15 protein-coding genes are annotated in these 22,279 nt (G+C 55.5%); 1 reads left to right on the top strand and 14 read right to left on the bottom strand.

The window, feature by feature from the left end:
* Window positions 1-122: 122 nt before the first annotated feature.
* From ACFPQ4_RS09990 to ACFPQ4_RS09970, 5 genes are all read right to left on the bottom strand, one after another.
* Window positions 123-800: a CAP domain-containing protein gene (locus ACFPQ4_RS09990; RefSeq protein WP_378111686.1), complete on the bottom strand. Its 678-nt coding sequence runs from the start codon at window positions 798-800 to the stop codon at window positions 123-125.
* 81 nt (window positions 801-881) lie between these two features.
* Window positions 882-3,950 carry an efflux RND transporter permease subunit gene (locus tag ACFPQ4_RS09985; protein ID WP_378111685.1) on the bottom strand — a complete coding sequence of 1,023 codons (3,069 nt, stop codon included), beginning with the start codon at window positions 3,948-3,950 and terminating at the stop codon, window positions 882-884.
* Between the two features lie 74 nt (window positions 3,951-4,024).
* Window positions 4,025-4,321 carry a sensor histidine kinase gene (locus ACFPQ4_RS09980; RefSeq protein WP_378111684.1) on the bottom strand — a complete coding sequence of 99 codons (297 nt, stop codon included), beginning with the start codon at window positions 4,319-4,321 and terminating at the stop codon, window positions 4,025-4,027.
* 164 nt (window positions 4,322-4,485) lie between these two features.
* Window positions 4,486-5,169 carry a response regulator transcription factor gene (locus ACFPQ4_RS09975; RefSeq protein ID WP_378111682.1) on the bottom strand — a complete coding sequence of 228 codons (684 nt, stop codon included), beginning with the start codon at window positions 5,167-5,169 and terminating at the stop codon, window positions 4,486-4,488.
* 390 nt (window positions 5,170-5,559) lie between these two features.
* Window positions 5,560-6,915 carry a glycoside hydrolase family 30 protein gene (locus ACFPQ4_RS09970; RefSeq protein WP_378111681.1) on the bottom strand — a complete coding sequence of 452 codons (1,356 nt, stop codon included), beginning with the start codon at window positions 6,913-6,915 and terminating at the stop codon, window positions 5,560-5,562.
* Window positions 6,916-7,035: 120 nt separating this feature from the next.
* Here ACFPQ4_RS09970 and ACFPQ4_RS09965 point away from each other — a divergent pair, with 120 nt between their 5' ends.
* On the top strand, window positions 7,036-7,851 hold the full coding sequence (locus tag ACFPQ4_RS09965) for a helix-turn-helix domain-containing protein (protein WP_378111680.1): 816 nt from the start codon (window positions 7,036-7,038) through the stop codon (window positions 7,849-7,851).
* A 244-nt stretch (window positions 7,852-8,095) separates the two neighbouring features.
* Here the strand turns inward: ACFPQ4_RS09965 and ACFPQ4_RS09960 are convergent, their stop codons facing one another.
* The 9 genes from ACFPQ4_RS09960 to ACFPQ4_RS09920 form a co-directional block, all read right to left on the bottom strand.
* Complete coding sequence (locus ACFPQ4_RS09960; RefSeq protein ID WP_378111679.1) at window positions 8,096-8,470, bottom strand: VOC family protein; 375 nt, start codon at window positions 8,468-8,470, stop codon at window positions 8,096-8,098.
* Window positions 8,471-8,506: 36 nt separating this feature from the next.
* The gene (locus ACFPQ4_RS09955; RefSeq protein WP_378111678.1) at window positions 8,507-11,668 is read right to left on the bottom strand and encodes an alpha-mannosidase; all 3,162 of its coding nucleotides are present in this window, start codon (window positions 11,666-11,668) and stop codon (window positions 8,507-8,509) included.
* A 122-nt stretch (window positions 11,669-11,790) separates the two neighbouring features.
* Window positions 11,791-12,012 carry a hypothetical protein gene (locus ACFPQ4_RS09950; protein WP_378111677.1) on the bottom strand — a complete coding sequence of 74 codons (222 nt, stop codon included), beginning with the start codon at window positions 12,010-12,012 and terminating at the stop codon, window positions 11,791-11,793.
* 189 nt (window positions 12,013-12,201) lie between these two features.
* Window positions 12,202-12,915 carry a stalk domain-containing protein gene (locus tag ACFPQ4_RS09945; protein ID WP_378111675.1) on the bottom strand — a complete coding sequence of 238 codons (714 nt, stop codon included), beginning with the start codon at window positions 12,913-12,915 and terminating at the stop codon, window positions 12,202-12,204.
* A gap of 94 nt (window positions 12,916-13,009) precedes the next feature.
* A complete protein-coding gene (locus ACFPQ4_RS09940) occupies window positions 13,010-14,833 on the bottom strand; it encodes a heparinase II/III family protein (RefSeq protein ID WP_378111674.1) in 1,824 nt (607 codons plus the stop codon).
* A 33-nt stretch (window positions 14,834-14,866) separates the two neighbouring features.
* Window positions 14,867-16,645, bottom strand: a complete 1,779-nt coding sequence (locus ACFPQ4_RS09935; protein ID WP_378111673.1) for an ABC transporter ATP-binding protein — start codon at window positions 16,643-16,645, stop codon at window positions 14,867-14,869.
* The gene (locus ACFPQ4_RS09930) at window positions 16,635-18,383 is read right to left on the bottom strand and encodes an ABC transporter ATP-binding protein (protein ID WP_378111672.1); all 1,749 of its coding nucleotides are present in this window, start codon (window positions 18,381-18,383) and stop codon (window positions 16,635-16,637) included. The genes ACFPQ4_RS09935 and ACFPQ4_RS09930 overlap by 11 nt, the downstream gene beginning before the upstream one ends.
* Window positions 18,384-18,785: 402 nt before the next feature.
* The gene (locus ACFPQ4_RS09925; protein ID WP_378111671.1) at window positions 18,786-21,047 is read right to left on the bottom strand and encodes an ATP-dependent helicase; all 2,262 of its coding nucleotides are present in this window, start codon (window positions 21,045-21,047) and stop codon (window positions 18,786-18,788) included.
* A gap of 348 nt (window positions 21,048-21,395) precedes the next feature.
* Window positions 21,396-22,139: a phytanoyl-CoA dioxygenase family protein gene (locus ACFPQ4_RS09920; RefSeq protein ID WP_378111670.1), complete on the bottom strand. Its 744-nt coding sequence runs from the start codon at window positions 22,137-22,139 to the stop codon at window positions 21,396-21,398.
* Between the last annotated feature and the right edge of the window lie 140 nt (window positions 22,140-22,279).

Raw genomic sequence — 22,279 nt, 5'->3', positions numbered from 1 at the left:
CCCTCCCGCGACCGGACTTTCACCGGCTAGAAGATGCGTGCCTCTGGGCACGCCAAAACAAAAAAAGCATCCCCGCCGTCTCCGGCGGGAATGCCTCCTCTTGTACCTCTAACGGCTAACCTTTACTTCCCGATAAACTGCTGCGTCCAGTAAGCCTTGCCGTCCTTCATGACGTAACCGACGCCTAGATGCGTGAAGGTGCCGTTCATGATGTTCGCGCGATGGCCGGGCGAATTCATCCACGCGTCGACGACCGCTTGAGGCGTCGGCTGACCCATCGCGATGTTCTCCCCCGCGGAGTTATATTGGACGCCGAAATTGCGCATCATCGCGAACGGATCGCCGTACGTCGGAGAATCGTGGGCAAAGTAGTTCTGCGTGGCCATATCCTCCGACTTCGCCCGCGCCGACCGGTTCAAGTTCGCGTCGGTTCCAGCGCATGGCGGCAGCCCTGCTTGCGCGCGTTTCTGATTGGTGAGTGCCAGAACTTGCGACTCATAGCCGGCAAGGCTCTGGTTAGACGGAATCGTGATCGTCTGGTTCGGATAGATCGTCGCGTCGCTCGCGATCGAAGGATTCGCCGACAGCAACTGATCGACGCTCACGTGATATTGCTGCGATATTTTCCAAAGCGTATCGTTCGACTGTACGACATGCTTGTTCACGGGAAGATTCGTGACCACCGAGCTCACGTGCGTCCGCATGACGTTCTCTTTCACCTGCCGGCCGCATCCGACGAGCATCACCGCGCATATCGTCGCAACGAGCCCAATGGTCGCCAGTTTTCTTCCAATTCTCATAAGTCGCCCTCCTGCATGTAGGGTTTACCGCGACTTATTTTTCCCCGGAACGAATAGGAGCATGCATGCAACTGGATAAGCTTAGAACGTTTCCTCGGCCTTGAACTTGCGTTTGCGCCAAGCCAACTCGTAGATAACCGGTACAACTACGAGCGTTAGCAGCGTCGAAGTGAACAAGCCTCCGATTACGGTGACTGCCAGACCTCCAGAAATCAGGCTTGTCGTGGAACCCGACAACGCAAGCGGCAACAGCGCCAGCATCGTCGCGAAAGCCGTCATCAGAATCGGACGTAGGCGCGTTTTGGATGCTTCGACGATCGATTCCGTAAGCGGCATGCCGGATTTGCGGTTTTTCTCTACGCGATCCAGCAAGACGACCGCGTTCGTGACGACGATGCCGACGAGCATCAGCATCCCGATCATGCTGCTCATGGTCAATGCTTGTCCGGTAACGAGAAGTCCGCCGAGCGAACCGACCGGAATGAAAATGAGCGAGCACATGATGATGAGCGGGGTAAGCAAACCGCCGAACGTTATGCTCATGACCAAGAAGACAAGGCCGATCGCTACCGCCATGGCGATACCCATGCTGATGAAGCCGTCCATGATCATCTTCATCCCGCCGCCGATCTCCGTCTCGACGCCGCTAGGAAGCGTCAAGCCAGCGATGTCGTTCTTAACTTGCTTCGTAACCTTCGCTACGTCGTCCGAATTTTTGACCGTTCCGCTCACTTTGGCGAACATTTTGCCATCGTCATGGTTTACCTTGATATAGGCGTTCTGCTCGGTAATGTTAGCTACTTCGCCGAGCTTCATCGGCCCCGTGGCCGTCGGGATCATTACGCTTTCCAGCTCGACCTTCGATCCGATCTGCTGCCCGTAGCTCAATGAGATTTCCCGTACTTGATCGTCTATCGTATACGACCCCGCCGGAACCGGGCGAAGCTGCTCGCCGACGAGTTGCATGATCGCATAAGGGCTGACGCCAGCGTCGATGCCTTGCTGATTGAGCGTCACTACCCACTTAGGCGTAACCTCGTTCATGTTGTTCGAGACGGCTTTCATGTCCGCGTTCGCCTTCATCAAATCCTCGATCTGTTTAGCCGCTTGGGACAGCTTCGCAGGGTCTTGCGCGTAAATGCTCACGTCGATCGTGTCTCCTGAAGGAGGACCGCCCGCCTCAGCACCCTTAACCTCGACTACCGTGCCCGGCACTTCCGCGGAAGCGAGAGCTTGGAGCTCGACGCTCATTCGGTCCATCAAAGGCTGCATATCCGTGCCTTTGACGAATTCGGCGTTCACCGTCGATTTGTTGGCATTCGCCACCGATACGAACGGATTGTCGGCAACGCCGATCGTCGCGTCGTAACGTTCGATGCCTTCTACCTTTTTCATATATTGTTCAACCTTGCCCGTGAGCTTATCTGTCGAATCCAAGTTACTCTTCGCGGGAAGCGTAATCGAGACGGACGCCGTCGGAGTCGTACCCGCAGGCAAGAACGCAACGCCGAGTACCGGGATCAGGCACAAGGATCCGACGAGCAAAGCGATCGATAAAATAATGACCGTAGCTTTGTGCTTAAGCGCGCCTCTGACGACCTTTTCGAAGGCGTTCGCCAGCCTGCTTCCTTCCTTATGCGGCTTCACCTTCTTGAAGAACTTGCTGCCCAGCACCGGAATGAGCATCATCGCGACGAGCAGCGAAGTCAGAATCGAGACGACGACCGCCAACGAGAACGGACGGAAAAATTCCCCGATAATGCCGCTGACGAACGCGAGAGGCGCGAACACGACGACCATCGCGACGGTGGACGATCCGACCGCGCTGATGACTTCCCTCGTTGCTTGGTAGGCGAGTTCTTTGCCTTTGACCTGATCGCCCTTCTCTTGCTTCCATCTGAAAATATTCTCGATGACGACGATACTGTCGTCCACGATCCGGCCGATCGAGACGGCGATGCCGCCGAGCGTCATGATGTTGAGCGTGTAACCCAACTGATTCATGAGCGCGATCGTCGCGAAAATCGAGATCGGGAGTGACACGATCGAGATGATCGTCGCCCTAACGTTGCGCAGGAACAGGAAGATGATGATGACGCAGAACAGCGTGCCGAACAATCCTTCGCGAACGAGTCCGGATACCGATTCCTTGATCTCTTCGCCTTGATCCTGAATGACATGGATGTTCACGCCCTGCGACTCGTAGGTCGCGAGCGTTTCCTTGACCGCGTCCGATACGTCCGCCGTGTTCGCGTCCTGCGTCTTGATGACGGAGAGAACGAAGCTAGGTTCCCCGTTAAACCGCGCTTGCTCGTCTTGCTTCGTTACCGTCTTGATGACCGCGATGTCTTGCAGACGCGTAACGAGGGGAGCTCCGGCCTGGTGCTCGGTCAACTGCTGTCCGCCCGCTTGTCCGGCGCTGATCTGCAACCGTTCAAGCTGTTCGCTCGCGTTGACTTGACCCGTAAGACGAATAGGAATCGTCGTTTCGTCTTGCGTTACCGAACCAAGCGGGAGCGCGTAGTTTTGCGCTTGCAGCGCCGTCTTGATGGCCGACAGCGTAATGCCGCGCTGAGCGGCTTTGTCTTTGTCGACGACGATGGCGAGCTCTTCGGACGTCGTCCCGAGCAATTCCACGGAGCTGACGCCCGCCAATTGCTTCAGCTTCGGCAAAATCTCTTGCTCCAGCTTCGATTGAAGCCCAGCCGCGTCTTCTCCTCCGGAGAATACGGCCGCTTGGTAGATCGGCGCCGCGTTCATCGACAGCCGCTGCACGTTCAGCTTTGCCTGCTCCGGCAATGTCACCTTGTTCACGGCGGATTCGACTTCCGCGGAGCGCTTGTCCATATCGGAGCCGAACGGGAACTGAATGACGATGTTCGCCGAGTTCTCCATCGACGTACTCGTTAGCGAATCGTAGCCTTGAATGCCCTTTAAGCTATTTTCGAGCGGAGACGTAACGCCGGTCTCCATCTCTTCGGTCGAAGAACCGGGCTGTACCACTTGTACGAATACGGCCGGGAACTCCAAATCCGGGAACGTTTGCTGCTTGATTTTCGTCGTGGAATAGAACCCGTACCCGAGTACCATTAGGCACAAAATAACGACCGCGACGCCGTTTTTCAAACTGATCTTCGTTAATCCACTCACATGCGATTCTCCTCTCCTCTGTCTAGGTTGCATTATATCGCCCGTATTTGTACGGACTGTGTACGGAGAAAAGTTTAATCCGACCGATGCTTCGGCAGTCTAACGGTTATCGTCGTACCTTCCCCTGCAATGCTCGTCACATGAATTTCGCCGTTATGGAGATCCACGATCCGCTTCACGATCGAGAGCCCGATGCCGTTGCCCGCTATCGCGCGATCCCTGGACTTGTCCACCTTATAAAAGGGTTTGAAAATATGCCCCCGTTCATCCTCTGGGATCCCTTGACCGCTATCCGCGATCGCAGTTTCCACGTATTCGCCGAGGTCTCTTACCGTAACAGCGACGCGGCCTCCGGCTTCCGTGAACTTCACGGCGTTGCCTAGGCTTGAATGATTTTTTCCCGGTCTGCATCTTGCTATCTTGCATGTATTCGTTGATTTGCTGGGTGAACATCCGGCCGTTAAGCAGAAATCCGAGCAGCATGCTGAAAATAACAGCGCCCAAAAACGTGATCACGACGCGAACGTACAGCGACTTAGACACGGTACACCTCCAAGCGGTAGCCGAATCCCTGGAGCGTCACGATGCGGAAGTAGGTTTCGTATTCTTGGAATCGCTCCCTCAGCCGCTTAATGTGCGTATCGACCGTGCGTTCGTCCCCTTCGTACTCGTAGCCCCATATTTGCTCGATGAGCATGTCGCGGGTATACAGCTTGCCGGGTTGGCTGCCGAGCATGTACAGCAGTTCGAATTCCTTCGGCGGGATCGATTCCTGCGCGCCGGTATCCCGGTATTTGACTAGGTAGCTCGTTTTATCTAATGTAACCGCGCCGAGCTTGACCGTCTGCGAGATCGAAATCCGGTAACGCTTCAGCAGCGCTTTTACCCGCATGACGAGCTCGAGCGGCTCGAAGGGCTTGACCATGTAATCGTCGGTGCCGAGCTCGAAGCCTTTGATCCGGTCGAGCGGCTCGCCCTTGGCGGTAATCATGAGCACGGGCTTGTTCCCTGCTTCCCGTAAGCGCCGGCACAGCTCCCAACCGTCCATCTGCGGCATCATGACGTCGAGCACGATCAGATCGACCTGATGTTTGCGGTAATATTGCCATGCCTCTTCGCCGTTCCCCATCTCCACGACGTCCATGCCTTCATCCTCTAAGTACAGACGAATCAGCTCGCGTATGTGCTTCTCGTCGTCGACTACCATCACTGTCGTCACTAAGCTCGCATCCTTTGTCGCTATTGTGCATCTTCCGCGTGCGCTTCATTATATCTGTTGAATTTGTACGCAGTTTGAACGGAGGTTGAACGCAGCATTCACCGCAACCCCCACCCGCCGCGCGCTAAGTGTATTCCATACAACTAGATTCGCGAAAACCCAGTTCGACGCCACACTAGTTGCATTGCGTACATCTAGTTAGCCACATATCCGTCGTTTTGGCAGTTTTCCTGGAATCTAAGTGCCCGAAATACACCTAGCCCCCTATCAAGGCGCGCAAACTGTAAAACTAAATGATCAAAATGCAACTAGCTAGCCCGCCACCTCCAGCACCCGACGCCAAAAAGCCCCGAACAAGTCGGGGCTTCTGATCATGAAACGATTATGCGATTACTCAGCCGCCGGGAACAGCAGCGTTTGGATCGAGTGAGCCGGAATCGTCGTTTCGGCCACTTGCTCGCGGTTGCGAAGCAAGTAAGGCACTTCCGAGTCCGTGCGGTTCAGAACGACGACCGCGATTGTGCCGTCCGTGTTTTTGAACGCCGTCGTCGACAACTGCTCGGTGTACTTGGAGGAGCCTACGCGCACCGCGCCCGGACGGATATATTTGCTGAAATGTCCGATGTAGTAGTAGGAGCTTTGGAACGTCAGCGTGTCCGTCGTCGTGTCGGCGATGATCGGCGCGTCGCAGAAGTTCTCGACGTGGTTCGGTCCGCCGAGCTCGTCGAGCACGATGTTCCAGTCGGTCCAGGCTTGCATCCAATTGTTCAGGTTGCCCATGATGTCGTGCGCGTAGCGCTCTCCGCTCTTCCAGGAGCCGAGCTGCACGCCGCCCTCATGGCAGCCTTCGGTGAAGATGAGCCCTTTGTTCGGGTAACGGTCGTGCGTAACGGACAGCGCGTCGAAGTGATCGCCCGAATACCAGTGGAACCCGATGCCCCAGATGTATTTGCTTGCTTCCGCATCGTCATAGGCGACTTTCGCGCGGTCATAGACGCGTTCTTTGTTGTGATCCCACACCATGATCTTGATGTCTTCGCGGCCCGCGTTCCAGAGCACCGGACCGAGGTGGTCGCGAACGAAATCTTTCTCTTCTTCGGCCGTGTACACGCAGGAATCCCAAGGCTGAACGGCTTTCGCTTCATTTTGTACCGTAAGTCCCCAGAGCGGCAAGCCTTCCGCTTCATACGCCTCGACGAACTTCAAGTAGTGACGCGCCCAGGCGTCGCGGAATTCCGGCTTCAACTGGCCGCCCTTGTTCTTCATTCCGTTCGTCTTCATAAACGGAGGTGGGCTCCAAGGGGAAGCGTAGAACGTGAAGTCGTCGCCGATCAGCTTGCGCGCGCCTTGAATGTAAGGAATGATTTTCTCCTTGTCGCGGCTAATATCGAACGTCTTCAGTTCGGCGTCGCCGTCCTGCACGTAGTCGTAGTTGCCAAGCGAGAAGTCGCAGCTTGCGATGTGCGTGCGGACGACGTTATATCCGATGCCCTTGTCAGCGTCGAAGTACGCCTCAAGGATTTTGTTGCGGTTCTCTTCGCCGAGTTTATAAGCCGTTATCGCCGAAGCTTCCGTAATCGCTCCGCCGAATCCGATGATTTCTTGATAAGTCACGTCGTCATAGACGTTGATCAGTTGGTTCTCGATGCCTTTAACGTCGTTCTTCAGCACGATCGCCTCGCGCTCGGTCAAACGATCGGACGAGCCTTGCGAAGTTTGGATGACTCTTACTTTACGGTCTGCCATGTTGATGGAAAAACTCCTTTCGCTTCCGCAGGTTATGTCTACATATTAGAGGAATTAAACGGGGTTTTGTAGAAACAATATGGCTGTATACCTCAACGATCTGGTCGGAGGCGGAAGGAAATGAATACGATCCACGTGCAACTATGCGGCTATCACCAACATCCGGAGCCGTTCAGACATTACTTCCCTGGCGGACTTGAAACCTATATTATCCGGTTGCAGTTTGAAGGTGTAAGCCAGGTTCTCATCGCAGGTGAGTTCATCCCGGTCGAGCCGGGCGATCTTATCTTATTTAAGCAAGGCGACCTCTACGATCTGCGAATCGAACAGGCCGAGGAGCCGGTGAAGGCAAGCGGCGACTACTTTATTATGAGCACCGGACCCGGAATGGATGAATGGTGGTCGAATCGAATAAGGCCTACGAAGGTGAAAATCGCCGAAGACAGCAAGCTGATTACCCAATGGCACCAATTAATCGCGGAAAAAAGAAGGCTCGACGGCGGCGATCCCATGCTCGTCACTTTGCTCGTCCACACGCTGCTTGTCATGCTCGATCGGGCGATCGACGAAGCGCCGAGCGCGCGGTCCTCGTCGACGTTCCATGCGATCCGGATGCGCAATTATATCGAGGCGAACGCCTCTCGACCGCTTCGGCTCGAAGACGTCGCGCGCGACTCGGGGCTTAGCGTCTCGCGCGCGGTGCATCTGTTCAAAGAGCACTACGGATCGTCCATTATCGGCTACGCGCAGCAAATCCGCATGGCACACGCCCTCGAATTGCTGCATCACAGTCCGTTGTCGCTAGAGCAAATAGCCGCCGAGACGGGTCTCGGCAGCTACGCGTATTTTCATCGTATTTTTCGTGCGCAGCACGGCATCTCTCCGGGGGCCTACCGAAAAAAGCATGCGGCGAAAGCTTGGCGGGGGGAGTCATAGTACACTTGTTGCTTAGGAAGCGCTCCGCTCGCTCTGCAGACTAATTGTAGAACATACAACTAATTCAGCCGTTTTTAACGCATAACCAGTATTAGTTGCAATTCATACACCTATTTTCACACTCTACACACGAAGCCTCGTTATTCGTCGCAATTAGCTGTACGTTCTACAACTAACTCCATCAAAAGCGAAGTTGCGGCAGAATTAAGTGTACATTTTACAACTAGCGATTCCTCCCCTGTACCTAACCCCCGAACGCGATCCTGTAGCCATCCACGTCTTGAATCGTGAATTCGCTGAAAAAGTCGTTCAAGTCGGGGCCATTGACGATAGGAACGCCCGCGACTCTTACTTCTTCTAGCAGCGCGCGAACGTCCGTATAGCAGAAAGCATCGAAGTATAATCCGCCTGCCGCGGAAGAGAAGGGTTTCACGTCCTCCGGGTTGCGCGCTTGATGAAGAATGAACGTGACCGCATCCCTATTCATGTGCACGTGCTGCTCATCCGGTCCTCCGACTAATTCGTCTTGAAAGCCGATGCGCCGATAGAACGCGATCGAATCCACTAGATTTCTAACGAGCAGTACCATCGTCGGTCCGTTCAATTTCGCCTTCTCCACGCGCGGACATCTCCAATCGTTATTAAGCTCGCAAACTTAGAACCAAACCTTTACCGTCACGATTTCAAAAGCACCAATGTCGAGCGCGACTTCTCCGCCAACGACTGCGAGCTCTCGCAACTCTTCCTCGAGCATATTAGTCAACGCGACTCGGCGCGGCATTACGCCGAAGCGCAGCTTGGCGCCCTTAACCGCCGAGCGCTCCGATTCGTAGAGACGAACGACGTACGCTTGATCGTCTTCCGCAGGCTTGATCGCCTCGATAATGACGTTCGATGCGTCCATGCGGGCGAACGAACGGAACGCGGGCTCCGAACGGCGACCGGCTACCGATACGACCGGTGAATTCATTTCGTAAGCCGGGCGAACGACCGTCTCCGCACTGAAGCCGCCGTTATGCGGCAGCAGCGAATATGTCATCTCGTGAATGCCCGCGTCTCCGCGAGGATCCGGATGCGTTCCGCCTTTATGCAGCGTGAGCTGAATGTCGGAGCCTTGAACGGAGACGCCGTATTTGCAGTCGTTGAGCAACGCGACCCCGAATCGGTTCTCCGACAGATCCGTCCATTTGTGCGCGCACACCTCGAACATCGCTTGATCGTACGGCGTATTCGTATGGGTCGGACGCTCCACGTGACCGAACTGAACCTCGTGACGAGCGTTCATGACCGCTACGGCAAGATCGAAGCTGACCTTCAGCAACTGATGCTTCTCCTGCCAGTCGACAACCGTCTCGAAGTCGACCTGCGCCGTGCCTGAATGGAAGACGATGTCTTGTTTCAGCGTCGAGCGATGCCCGATGCGGTATTCGCTACGGATACGCAGCTGGAGCGGACCGTCCGCGACGGTCTCGCGGCTGATCAGATCGGTCTGCACCCGAAGCTTGCCGAATACGTCGCGATCGATATCCCAGTTGTCCCACGAACCCGGCAAATCTTCGCCCATCAAGAGCGCGCCCAGCGGACGCTCGCCTTGGCGAAGCTCGCGGCCCGAAGCTTTATCCACGAACGAGCGAATATAGCCGTGCTCGTCGAAGCGTACGACAGCGTACGGCGTCTCAATCCGATCGCCTGTTACCGCGAACGGAGAACGTCCAGCCGACGAACCTTGCGCGGCCTGCTTGAGAGCTATCGTCGCGGCGCCCAGCGCCGGCACTTCCAAGCCGCCGACGAGCAGCTTCTCGCGCCCTGCCACGTCTACGATTCGCTGACTGGCAAGCGTCGAATCCACCGGCACGAGTCCCGCTTCCACTCCTTCCAGCGCGAGCGTATCCGATCGATCCCAGCCGAGCGTGTTCCATACCGTAACAGCCCCGACGTCCTTCATCGCGATCTCGGAGAGGCGCGCATTCGTCAGCTCCTCCGTCTCGCGAATGACCTCGTTCATCTCCGCGATCGCGCGGTCGTGCACTTCCGGAATCGACGTCCCCGGCAAAATATCGTGGAACTGGTTGATGAGCATAATCTCGTATATGTCGTCGCGGCGCGAGGTAGGTTTGCCTTGGCCAGCCGACCACGACAACACTTCCGCGAATTCGAGATCGCGCATCGCGAACTCGGCTTTGCGGTTGTTCCGCTTGATCTGATGCATTTGCGTGAGCGTACCGCGGTGCGCCTCGAAGTATAGTTCTCCCACGTACAGCGGCGTATTGACCGCCGTCGCCTCAAGCTCCTGCATAAACGCGCTAACCGTCCGGTGCTCCGTCCGAGGCACGCCTTCCAAATCCGTCACGCGCCTAGCCGCTTCCAGCATCTCGAACTGCGGACCGCCGCCCCCGTCTCCGAAGCCGTACGAGACGAAACGCATATCGTTCACTTGCTTGTGCATGATGTTGTTCTGCTTGTTGCCCCGCGGACCGTACACCCGGTCGATCAACGTGCCGGCGTCCGGCCAGCAGTGGATCGTATTGAAGTGCGTGAGCACCGTCGTGCCGTCCAATCCGCGCCAATTGAACGTATCGTAAGGGAAGATGTTCGAGTCGTTCCACGAAAGCTTCGTCGTGAGAAAATATTTGACGTGCGTCCCCGCCATGATTTGTGGAATCGCGGCACTGTAGCCGAACGTGTCCGGCAACCAGAACGTATCGGCGGTATAACCGAAATGCTCGCGCGTATAGCGTTGACCCTTCAGGAACTGGCGGATCAACGATTCGCCGGAGACGAGGTTGCAGTCCGACTCGATCCATACGCCGCCGTTCGGCTCCCAGCGTCCTTCGGCGACGCGGCGCTTAATGCCTTCGAATATGTCCGGATAATGGCGGCGCATCAACTCGGCGTGGAACGCGGAGCTCTGGATGAAAATATACTCCGGATACTGGTCCATCAAGCTCAGCACGTTCGCGTACGTACGCGCGCATTTGCGGATCGTTTCGTCGCGCGTCCATAACCATGCCGTATCCATATGGGAGTGACCTATAATAGCTGCTTTCGGCGCGGAATCGCCGTTCTTCTTGGCGAGTAGCGGCGCCATGACGTCGCGGGCCATCGCCAGCTTCGGTCGCCACACCGCCTCCGGCACTTCGTCCGGAGACTGCTCTAGCAGCGCGAATACTTCCAATAGCGCGTTCGTGATTTTGCCCCTGCGGAAATCGTCCACGCGGTCCGATCCGACCATCTGGTTGAGCGTGCGCAAATCGAAGACGAATTCCTTCACGTCATCGCGCCGCAGCATGACGTCGATCGACTGATACGAACGCTCGGTACGCACCGGGTATGCGTCTCCGGTCTGAAACGTCTGGTACGGCTGAGTGCCGACGACGGGATGCCCCGCATACGTCTCGAACGCTAATTCAAAGGACGCACCGCCTTGGGCCGCCTTCGTTAACAGAAGCGTATGGTGATTGCCGCGGCTTTCCGCGTCTTTGGCATGCGTATAGATCCCGTTCGGAACGCCGTTCACCCAGAATAGCGCTTCGATAGCGTCCGTTCGTGCGCTTATGTATATATTTTGACCGTCGAGGAAGTTCGGAATCTCATAAATGCCTTTGAACCAGGCGGAGCCCCAAGGCTTGCCCCATTTCTGACCTGCGGAGGAAGGTTTCCAGCCCGCGTCTTCGCCAGGAACCTCGTACAGCTGCTCGTCCGTCTCCAGGTAGCTCATCTCTACTTCTCCGACTTTGACGAACATGTACGGCGTATACACTTCTTCTAGCTTCCTGAGCTTGCCTAACGTTTTGCCGATATGTCTCTCGTGGATCATACGGGTACCCTCCCAAAGAAAAAGCCATGATAAATAAGTTTATCATGGCGATCTGAAAGCAAATACGAGACGATTGTAGCTAATGCGGTGAATTATTAGCCTGTTGCCGAACTAGCAATTGTTCAGAATTTATCTTTCAACACGCCTATAACCATTAGCAGAAAGCAGACGACTGCCATCCCGATAAAAAAATACCCGAACCATCTGACGGCTTTCGGCATGCTGCTCAGATCGGCAGGCTTATTGGGCATTCCCATGATGTTCTGGTAATGCTCCGTTACGTCGTTGAACGGTTTCGTTTCGTTGATTACAGCCTTTTCATCGTCCTCACGCGCATCCTTCACTTATCGACCGACTCTCCTTTGTAGTTCCTCAAAAAATCTTTGTGCAGCATCGTAACGAACGCGAAGATCCCGCCTAAGCCGAGCAAGACCGCTCCCGCCACTCTATACTTGACGATCTCGTTCGCGAGGATGATGTTATACTGCGCCGATTTTTCATAAGGGGCCTCCTTTATCGATAAAAGCTAGTTTTTACTCCACCTTAAACTCGATCGAAGCCTTCAATATTCTTTTACTTTCAAGGGTTGAATACCGCTCTATGTTGTAGTTCGCCTCGGCCGTAATCGTATACGTGCCCTTCGGAAGCTTAGCCGGATGCTTCGTTTCGTTCCTATTGAAAGAGAGGAATTGAGAGGGGTTAAGGTTGCTGTTGTACTCGTCTCCCGGTTGAAAAGTACTCGTTATCCCTTCGAATGAGCTAAAAGGATAGTTCTGAAAGCCGTTCCCGTCCACGATATGATAAAGGACCAATGCGCCTCCATGATAAATGGTTACCGGCTGATCGCTATCGCGCGTAAGCCTGGACCACACCTTGATCGGCTCTCCTTCCTTGTACACGGATTTTCCCGAAAAAATGCTGAGCGTAAACTCGTCGTTCGACGTCTTCGAATGAATTTCGGATTTGCCCATATTCTCAACCGGCAGGTCGAGATAGATAGACTGGCTCTCCTCGTCATAGCCGACGTAAGTTCTTGTCAACTCGCTGAACTTACGCAGCGGGACATAGGTTCGACCGTTATAACTTAGAATCGGAGGATCGTCATTTAACTGCGCGGGCGTATTATTCACGAAGACCGATCCTTTGAATATACGGGCTTTAACGATATCCGTTGCAGCCGCAGCGGTCGTAGCGATTAGCAGCAGTAGCGCGAGCGCTAGCAGAATGGTCTTCCTTCGCATCGTCATTCCTTACAGCTCCTCGACTTGAAGATGTACAACGCATAAAGCCTACATCATTTTAACATGATGTAGGCTAATTTAGGTTTAATTTACCATTTCTTTATGCACCGTTCTCCCACGCGATCGTCAGAGAGATCCGATTGTCGCGCTGCGGAGCAAGCAACCGCAGATCGATCGCGTACCATCGCTGATCGTTGCCGAAGTGGTCGCGGAAGCTTCGGGTATCGATTGAGACTGCTAGCTCCGTGGCGTCAAAGCGGAGGACGGCTGAACCGCCTTTGCCGAGCCGTACGATCCCTCCCTCGTCCGCGATCAACGGCTGCACGCGCGTGACGATCCGCTCTAGGATTTCTTGCGGTTCGTTATCAAACGAGAATACGTCCGTGAGGGTAAACGAAGGCTCATCCGACTTCTTCCACCGGAGTTCCCGTACGAACGATCGCAACCCCGCAACCTCGTAAGCCGCAGCCAATTCGAGCCGAAGGATATCCTCCTGCTCGGATGCCATCGCCTCCAACACCGTTGCCTTCCGCTCCGCTCCTTGCGAGTGCCCTCTACCGTCGATGATCGGAACGGAGTGTCCATGCGAGCCGTTGCAATCGTAACCGTACCGTTTCGCGCCGAAATAATCCGCCGTGTACTCGCCGCAACCGAGATCGCAAGCAACTGCCTCGCCGCCGTCGCCGATCAGAATGAAATGGCCGAGATCGTTATGGTTGTGCGGCTCGTCGTTATGTCCGCCCTTCGCGGCGAAGCCGAAGCGCCGTCCGGCAGACGTAACGTGGCGAGACAGCAGCCACTCGGCGTCCGGCAAATACCGCGATGCCGTTCCCCATTCCACGCCGCTCGCATCGTCCGAGTTCAGCCACAGCAGATCGCGAAAAGCTGGCGCCCAGCGGCTGCAATGGTCGTCTGTATAGGCTGCGGCGTATTGCATTTCCGGTGCTTCTACTTCCGGATAAACGTTGGCTAAGTAATGGGTAAGCCCGACGCGGAACGGAATGCGCGGCAGCGAGTCCGAGAAGCCGGCGACCGCATCGCCATGCAAATAAGCTGCTTGCTGGAACAGCGCGATACTGCGAACCTTCGGATGGTCGAACAGATCGACATCGCCGCCCGTCGCATGCTTTAGCAAATCCGCGAAATAGACGTAGTAACCGAACCCGTAATTCCAGTACCCGAGCCCTTCCGGACAGGCGCCGTCGTCGCCGAAGCCCGCCAAGTAATAATCGAGACACGCCGATACGCGGTTCAATAAACTCGATAGCCGCTCCGTATCCCGCATGCTTAGCAGCGCCGCCGCGCCGATCGAGCCCGCGCATACGGCGGACCAATTGTTGGTCGCTGTCTCCCAAGAGAACGCCGTCCCGCCGCTCTCGAACAACGCGATTAACCGCGCCTCCACCGCTCCTCCGATCTCGCGGGCGAGAGATTCCGGCAGCTTGTCGCCTAGCACGCATGCAATCTCGCAAAGCGTAAACCCGGTCTCTGCGGAGAACAGATCGATGACCTTAGCCCTGTCCTCGCCCCGAACATGCGCGGGCAAGCACCACGTCGGCTCGCTCAGCACGAGCCCTATCGTCTCGTGAAGCGATTCGCGATAGCGCGCGTCGTCCGGCTCGAGCAAGGTCATAATCGCGAACGTGTTCAACCGCCTGCGCCGCTCGAAATACGCCCGCTCATACTCCAGCCGGGAACCCGTCCGCGCGAAAATGCCGAATAGCTCCTCCGTCAACGCCGTTGCCGGTTCGGCCAATAACCTCGCGGCCTCCGCACGAATCTCATTAACTAACCTAGCATGCGAGGACGATTGCGAGACGCGTTGCCAGAACGCGTCCGCCGACTCACCCGCCGGATAGTAGACGCGATCCGTCAACGGATGCGTTCCCCTAAAGACCGAACGAAGCGTTGCGACTTGCAACATGATCGTGGCTCCCCTATGTTCAAGTGCGAAGCATTATCCCGCCACTACGTTGCCCTGCGAGTGCCGGACGAGCTCCTCGTAATAACCGTGAAGCGCCAACAGCTGCGCGTGGTTGCCTTCCTCGACGATTCGCCCCGCATCCATGACGATAATCCGGTCCGCGTGCATAATCGTCGACAGGCGATGCGCAATAACGAGCGTCGTTCGATGCATGGAGACGATGCGCAGTGCATGCTGGATCAGTTGCTCCGTATGCGAATCCAGATTGGCGGTCGCTTCGTCTAAGATGAGAATTTTCGGCTGGAACACGATAATTCGCGCGAACGAGATCAACTGCCGCTCCCCTGCGGACAATCCGCTGCCGCGTTCGGACAAGCGCGTATCGTAGCCTTCTTTCATCCGGCTAATCAACGCGTCGGCTCCGACGAACTTGCACGCGCGCACGACTTCCTCCCGCGAGATCGTCTCGTCGAACATTCTAACGTTGTCGACGATACTGCCCGAGTACAAATACGGTTCCTGCTGCACCAATCCGATCAACCGGTGCAACTGCTCCTGCGGAACGTCGCGAATGTCTATGCCGTCGATCGCTACGCTCCCATCATGAACGTCATAGAACCGGCACAGCAGCGCGATCAGCGAGCTTTTGCCTGCCCCCGTCGCTCCTACGATGCCGATCATTTCGCCAGGCCGAACGTGCAAATCCAGCTCGTTAATGATCGGTTGGTTTTCTTCGTAAGCGAACCGAATGCGGTTGAAGTCGATACGCCCCTGAACAGCCGCCGGATTCACGTCGCGCACGACGGCCGCATCGGCGACGTCCGGTTTCGTCGAGAAGATGTTCCATATCCGGCCCGCTGCTACCGAAGCCGATTGCATCGTGTTCCACTGCTGCGTAATGTTGCTGATCGGGTTGAAAAATTGCCGTATATAAGTGATGAAGGCGTACAACACGCCGAACTCGATAGAGGCATGGAACACCGCCGTACCGCCGAGCCATGTCACGAAAGCGACCGACAAGTTGCCGAGCATATCGAACGAACGGTTGAACAGCACGTTGGTTCGAACCTCGCGCAGGTTGGCGCCTAAGTACGTCCGGTTGCGGTCCGTAAACCGGTTTACCTGTTCCTGTTCTTGGTGAAACGCTTGAGTGAGATTCATCCCCGCCAAATTTTCCGCCACGAACGCGATGAGCCGGGACAACGCCGTCCGGGAATTTTGGTACGTCTTCCTCATGTAGCTGCGGAAAGCCGCGGCGATCAGCGTGATGATCGGCAATAAAATAAGGCAATACAACGTAAGCGTAACGTCGAGATGGAACATGACGGCGAGGATGAAGATTAAAGTCATACCGTCGCGCATAATGCTCATCAACACTTGCGAGAAAAATTGGTTCATCGCCTCGGTATCGCTCGACACGTGCGTAATGAGACTGCCGCTCGGCATCCGGTCGAAAAACGACATCGACAGCTTCGTGATGTGCCGGAACAAGTCTTTGCGAATGCGTGCGACGATGCTCTGCGCCGCGTATTGCATCAAATTGTTCAGCAAGTAGTTAAACAGGAAGCTCGACAGCGAGAGAGCTAAATAAATGCCGCAAATGACGAGCAGCATGTCATAGTCGTTTTTGCCGGCCATTAGGTTGTCGTCGATGGCGATTTTGACCAAGTACGGTTGCATCAAATCCGCCGCGATCGCAAGCAACGTGAAACAGAAGACTAACAGGAACGTCCACTTGTGCGGCTTGGCGTAAGCGAAAATGGAGCGGAAAATCGGGGGCTTCGCCTCCGGCGCGTCCGGTTTAGTTGGCATCTCGCGTCCCCTCCTCCTGAATCGCATGAAGCTCGGCGTACAACCCGCGCTGCGAGAGCAGCTCGCGGTGGGTTCCTCGCTGCACGATCCGTCCCTCATCCAGCACGACGATCTCGTCCGCGTGCTTAAGCGCGCTTATGCGATGGGCGATCACGATCGTCGTCTTGCCCTTGCGTTCGGCGCGCAGTGTCTCGAGGATCCGCGTCTCCGTAACCGAGTCGACGGCGCTAACGCTGTCGTCCAGAATCATGATCGGAGCGCGCTTAATCAGCCCGCGGGCAAGACTCGTGCGTTGGCGTTGCCCGCCGGATAGCGTAATGCCTCTCTCCCCGAGCTTCGTCTCGAACCGGTCGGGGAACATAGCGATATTGCCGTAGATTTGAGCTTGCTTTGCCGCGTCCTCGATCCGGCTCAGGGAAGTGTCCCTGCGGTAAAAGGCGATATTGTCGCGAATCGTCGTGCTGAACAGAAAGCCGTCCTGCGGAACGTACGCGATTTGGTCGCGCAAGCTTGCGAGCGTAAGGCTCCGGATGTCGGTATCGCCGATGCGGATCGTGCCTTCCGGCGGATCGTAGACTCGGAGCATGAGCTTCATTAGCGTTGTTTTGCCGCTGCCGGTTTTCCCTAGAATGCCCAGCGTTTTGCCAGGCTCGACGACCAGATCGATATCGCGCAGCGCCTCCCGCTCGGCGTCCGGGTAAGCGAACGACAGGCGGTTGATCCGGATCGCGGCTTGCGCGAGATCGCGAGTCTCGGCCTGCTCCGATTCTTGGATATCGCCCTTCATCGCAAGCAGATCGTTAATACGCTCAAGCGAGGCGCGCGAACGTTGCATCGTGTTGATCACGTTGCCGATCTGCTGCAGCGGGTTAACCATCATGCGCACGTAGAGCGTCAGAGCCACGAAGTTGCCTAGCGTAATCCGATGGTGGATCGTGAGATACCCTCCGACCACGATCGCGATAACCAGCGAAAGCGCTCCCAAGAACGGGATAATCGCGCCGAACAGCGACGAGACGCGTACGAGCTTCAGTTGGTTTTCGCGAATGCGATCGACCGTCGCGCCGAAGCGATCGATCATAATCGGCTCTACCGCGAACTTCTTCGTCACCCGGATACCGCCGAACTGCTCCTCCGCGGACTCCGTCATTTTGCCGATCGATTCCTGTACCGCCAATGAACGCTTGCGGATAATCGGACCGAAGCTTACGACGATCCAAGGAATGGCGAGTAGCGGCACGATGCAGACGCCGATTAGATAGAGCGGAATAGCGCTGAAGAGCATCATCGTAACCGCCGACACGATGAGGATGGCGGCGTTCGTCGTCTGATTGATGCCCATCGAGATCGATTCTCGGACCGACGTGACGTCGTTCATAACATAGCTAAGCAGCTTGCCGACGCCGTTCTTCGAATAGAATCGTTCGCTCATCTTCGTAAAGTGATCGAACAATTTGCGCCGCGTCACGAATTCGAACAGCCGACCCAGATGCATGATGATGTATTGGCCCAAACCGCCCAAAACGGCGAACGATACGCCCACTCCGAGCAGAAGCAAGCTGTACTCTACGATAAGCGAATGCGTTATCCGATGCTGCTGCAGCAAATCGGTAAAATTACCGAGCAACCGCGGATAGAACGACTGGATAATGTTAGCCGCCGTAATCGAGAGCACCGCCAGCGCATACATCGGCCATTTCGTTCCCAAGTAATCTTTTAGCACTCGCTGCGAATGCAAGTGGCATCACTTCCTAACCGTATTTCCCCCGAAACCTCTTAACGCCCTCATTTTAGAACTTTCCACCAAGGCGAACAAGGAAAGGGTCCGTGCGTATGACGCCGTTAATGGGAGAAAAACCCTTCCCCCGCTCCTCTCATAGACGCAGACGCTTTTTCTCGTTGCGATATGGGGATATAACGCGATCGGGTTAGGGTTTGGGCTTGGAGACGCGCGATTGCGCGGAAAAATCGGGTTACTGGGCGCGGAGTTTGATTTGGCGGAACGCAATAGCGCGATATTATCGTGTTACTGAGCGGAGTTCGGCACAAAGTCGCGCAATAGCGCGATTTTATCGTGTTACTGCGTGGATTCCGGCACAAAGTCACGCAATAGCGCGACTTTATCGTGTTACTGGGCGCGTCATGCTTCCTCGTGCGGAGTCAGCAACCCTCGCTCCAGGCATGCCGCGATTGAGAGCGAGCGTTCGCCGTCCTGGAAGCGGATGCGCAGTTGATCTTTGGTTAGCTTCATAATCGTGCCCGGGCCGAACACGCGGTGGATGACGAAAATGCCTTCGACGAGGCTGGATCGGCGGAGGATCGCGTTCGGCGGAATAGCGTCGACGATGCCCCCATTCCCGGCAGAAGCGGTGGCTTTGCTCCCTTTGGGCACGGCACGAACTTCGCCGTACGCGCTCTCCTTGGACGGATTCATAATGTCCCTGACCGCGCCGACGAAGCGCGATTCCGTGACCTTTGCCCCGTCGCGCTGTTGGTACGTAATAAGCTCCAACCGTTGACGCGCGCGGGTCATGCCGACGTAGAACAGCCTCGTCGCTTCCTCGAGGTTGCCGCCCATGCCCGAGCCGTCGGCCTTCGAGCCCGCTTTGATTTCCTCCGATGCCGGGATAACTCCTTCGACGAGGTCGACCATGAACACTTGATCGAACTCGAGCCCCTTCGAGCTATGCAGCGTCGATAACGTTACGGCCTGCTGCCCGCGTTTCATCTTCGCCTGCTTATGCACCTGCTCCAGCTGTTTAAGCCGCGCCGCGAACGCCTCCATCGTGTCCAGCGAGTCCGCGATTTCCTCCAACGTATTAAGGATGCCGACCAAATACTCTTTGCGGAAGCCAAGCTTCTCGCACATTTTCTCGATCGCCTTCTCGTAGCCCAGCCTGTCGCGAATGACGCGAATCGCCTCAAGGGGCGGCATACCTTGCATTTCTTGGAACGTATCCCGGCTCTGCTCGATCTGCTTTACTTGATAGGCTTGCAGCGGCACGTGCTCCAGCAAGTTGTCGAACACGGATTCCCCGTTAGCGATCGCCATCAGTTGCGCCATCTGCTGCTTGGTCACGTATCCGTTCATTTTCGTATGAATTTTCTCGAGCAGCTCCGGCCGCTTGTCCGTAAACGTCATCCGCATGAAGTTCAGTACGTCCTCTACGACCCAATGCTTGAAAAACCGGTTGTCCGCATCCTTCATATAGAATGGAATACCTGCCCGGTCTAACGCGTTCATCAGCGCGATCGACGACGAATTGTTACGATAAAGTACCGCCACTTCCGCGAGATTAGCCGCCTTGCGAACTTCCTGCACGATGTATTTGGTCTGCTTCGGGTATTCGGAAAAGCTCTTGATGGCGATAGGCAGATGCGGCGCGTTGTCGGTCGTCATGTGCTTTTCGTAGCGATTTTTATTGCGCTTGATGAATTGATTGGCTACGTTAACGATGTCGGCCGACGATCTATAATTTCGCGCCATGAACAGCGTAACCGCCTTCGGGTACGCGTCCTTGAAGTTCAGCAAATAAGCCGGTTCCGCTCCCCGCCAGCTATAGATCGATTGGTCGTCGTCGGCGACGACGCACAGATTGCCGTGCGGTCGCACGAGCTTCTCGATAATCCGATGCTGCACGAGCGACGTATCTTGACTCTCGTCCGTCAGCACGTAATCGTAACGGTCTTGGTATTGCCGAAGCAATGCCGGTCGGCCCTCGAGCGCTTGCTCGCAAATCGTCAGCAAGTCGTCGTAATCCAGCAAAATTCTGCTAGCATCCTCGCGTTTATAAGATTCATATGCCCGCACGATCCGCGCGGCCTCCGGCACGTCCGTCTTATGGAGATGCCACTCGGATTCCGGGATCATTTTATTTTTGAGATAGCTAATATAAGTAGTCAGCTCGTCCAACTGATCGTCGGTTATGTTATCTCCGTTAATCGTACGATACAGCTCGCGCAAGATCATGCGTTTATGTAACTTAGGCGCGCCGACGGACGCGTCCTCCCGCTCTCCGTCCCCTTCGATCATCTCGAAGCCTTTGCCCGCCACACGAAAATAGTGCCGAACGACCTCGAACGCCAAGCTATGAATGGTAGAGAAGTCTACGGACGGCAGCTGCGGGAAAAAGCGCGCGAACCGCTCCTTCATCTCGGACGCCGAAGCGCGGCTGAACGTAACCGCCTTAATCCGGGACGGGTGCGCGCCCTTCTCCTCGATCAAGTAACCGATGCGCATCATGAGCGTCGTCGTTTTCCCCGAACCCGGCGTCGCGAGCAGTAACAACGGCCCTTCCGTATGAAGCACCGCTTGCCGCTGCTCGTCGTTCAGCGTAACTCCTATTTCTAGCTTTTTGCGTTCGAAGAACGCTTTATCGTTATCTATGTCAATCAGTTGCATATCCGTTCATACCTCTCTCATTCTCGTAACCGTACCTCTCGATCGCTCGAATAAGAGTATACCATCCGCGGGCAAGCAAAAACCCGCCACATTATATGGAACGAGGCGGGTTGCGAGAAATGTTTGTTGTATTGAGTACAACTATTTCGAGAGCCGAATGCCGCATCGGGCAGGTGAGTTGCATTACATACAGTTAAATTGTTCGAGAAGGGGCGTTCTCGGTGTTGGAGTTGCGAATAAATGTATGAAATGCAACTACCACTGGAAATTTCGTATTTTCGGCGAAATTAATTGTACTAAATACACCTAGAGACGCAGTGGCAGCGGCAGCGGCCCTGAGCGCCGCGCTCAATACAGCGGATACTTCTGCCGCAAATCCTCCCGGTGAAGCACGTTCGAATCCTCGCGAATGTAGTGGCACACGTACGAACGGCGCCAGCGGTCGCGACTCCGGTTCTTGTTCGAGGAATGGATGAGCAGCTCGCTGAAAAACAAGATGTCGCCTTTCTCCATAGGCACCGGGATTTGACGGCTCGTATCGACGCCTTCGGTCTCGTCGGTCCAATGCTCGTGCTCCTCGATGTTTTTGACCGCGCCGTGCGGCAGCAATCCGAGCTTGTGCGTGCCGGGCATCACCCATAGGCAGCCGTTCTCTTCGTCGACGACGTCTTCCATTGCCGTCCATGCCGCGATCATCGTCATCGGATCGTTCTTAATATAGTAGTAGTCCTGATGCGCCGCTTGTCCGGGAGCCCCCGGTTCTTTATAGAAGTACATGCTCTGCACGCACACCGCTTCCATACCCATCAGTTGGGCAAGCGCCCCGCGCACGATTGCGTGCTTCATCAGCTGGCGTGAGAAGCTGTCGTGCTTGTGCGGGTTGAACAGCCTTAGCGAATATTTTTTGTCGGGTTCGCAGGTTGCCCAGTCCGGCATCGGCTCTTGGTTGCGAATATCGTAAATGTGTCCGTTGAAGGCATCGATCAAATCTTCGGTCATCCCTTTACGGAACAGAAAGTAGCCTTGTTCCCTGAAAAACGCGATTTGTTCCTCCGTTAACGGCGTGAGTGGCGGCGTAAAAGTCGCATTCATTCTCGTAGTCTCCTTCGACGATCAGCATCTGTAGCTTAGCTTCAGCATACCGCGCGCACACGTTCCCAACAATGGCTGTAACCCGCGTCTTTGTATCTGTAATTGATATACTGGGATCGCCGACTTACAATGTAGGGAGG

It is taken from the genome of Cohnella yongneupensis, from assembly GCF_042655785.1.
Lineage (GTDB): Bacteria > Bacillota > Bacilli > Paenibacillales > Paenibacillaceae > Cohnella > Cohnella yongneupensis.
Note: the sequence above shows the minus strand (reverse complement) of the source record. Positions and strands in the feature narration are given on the sequence as shown.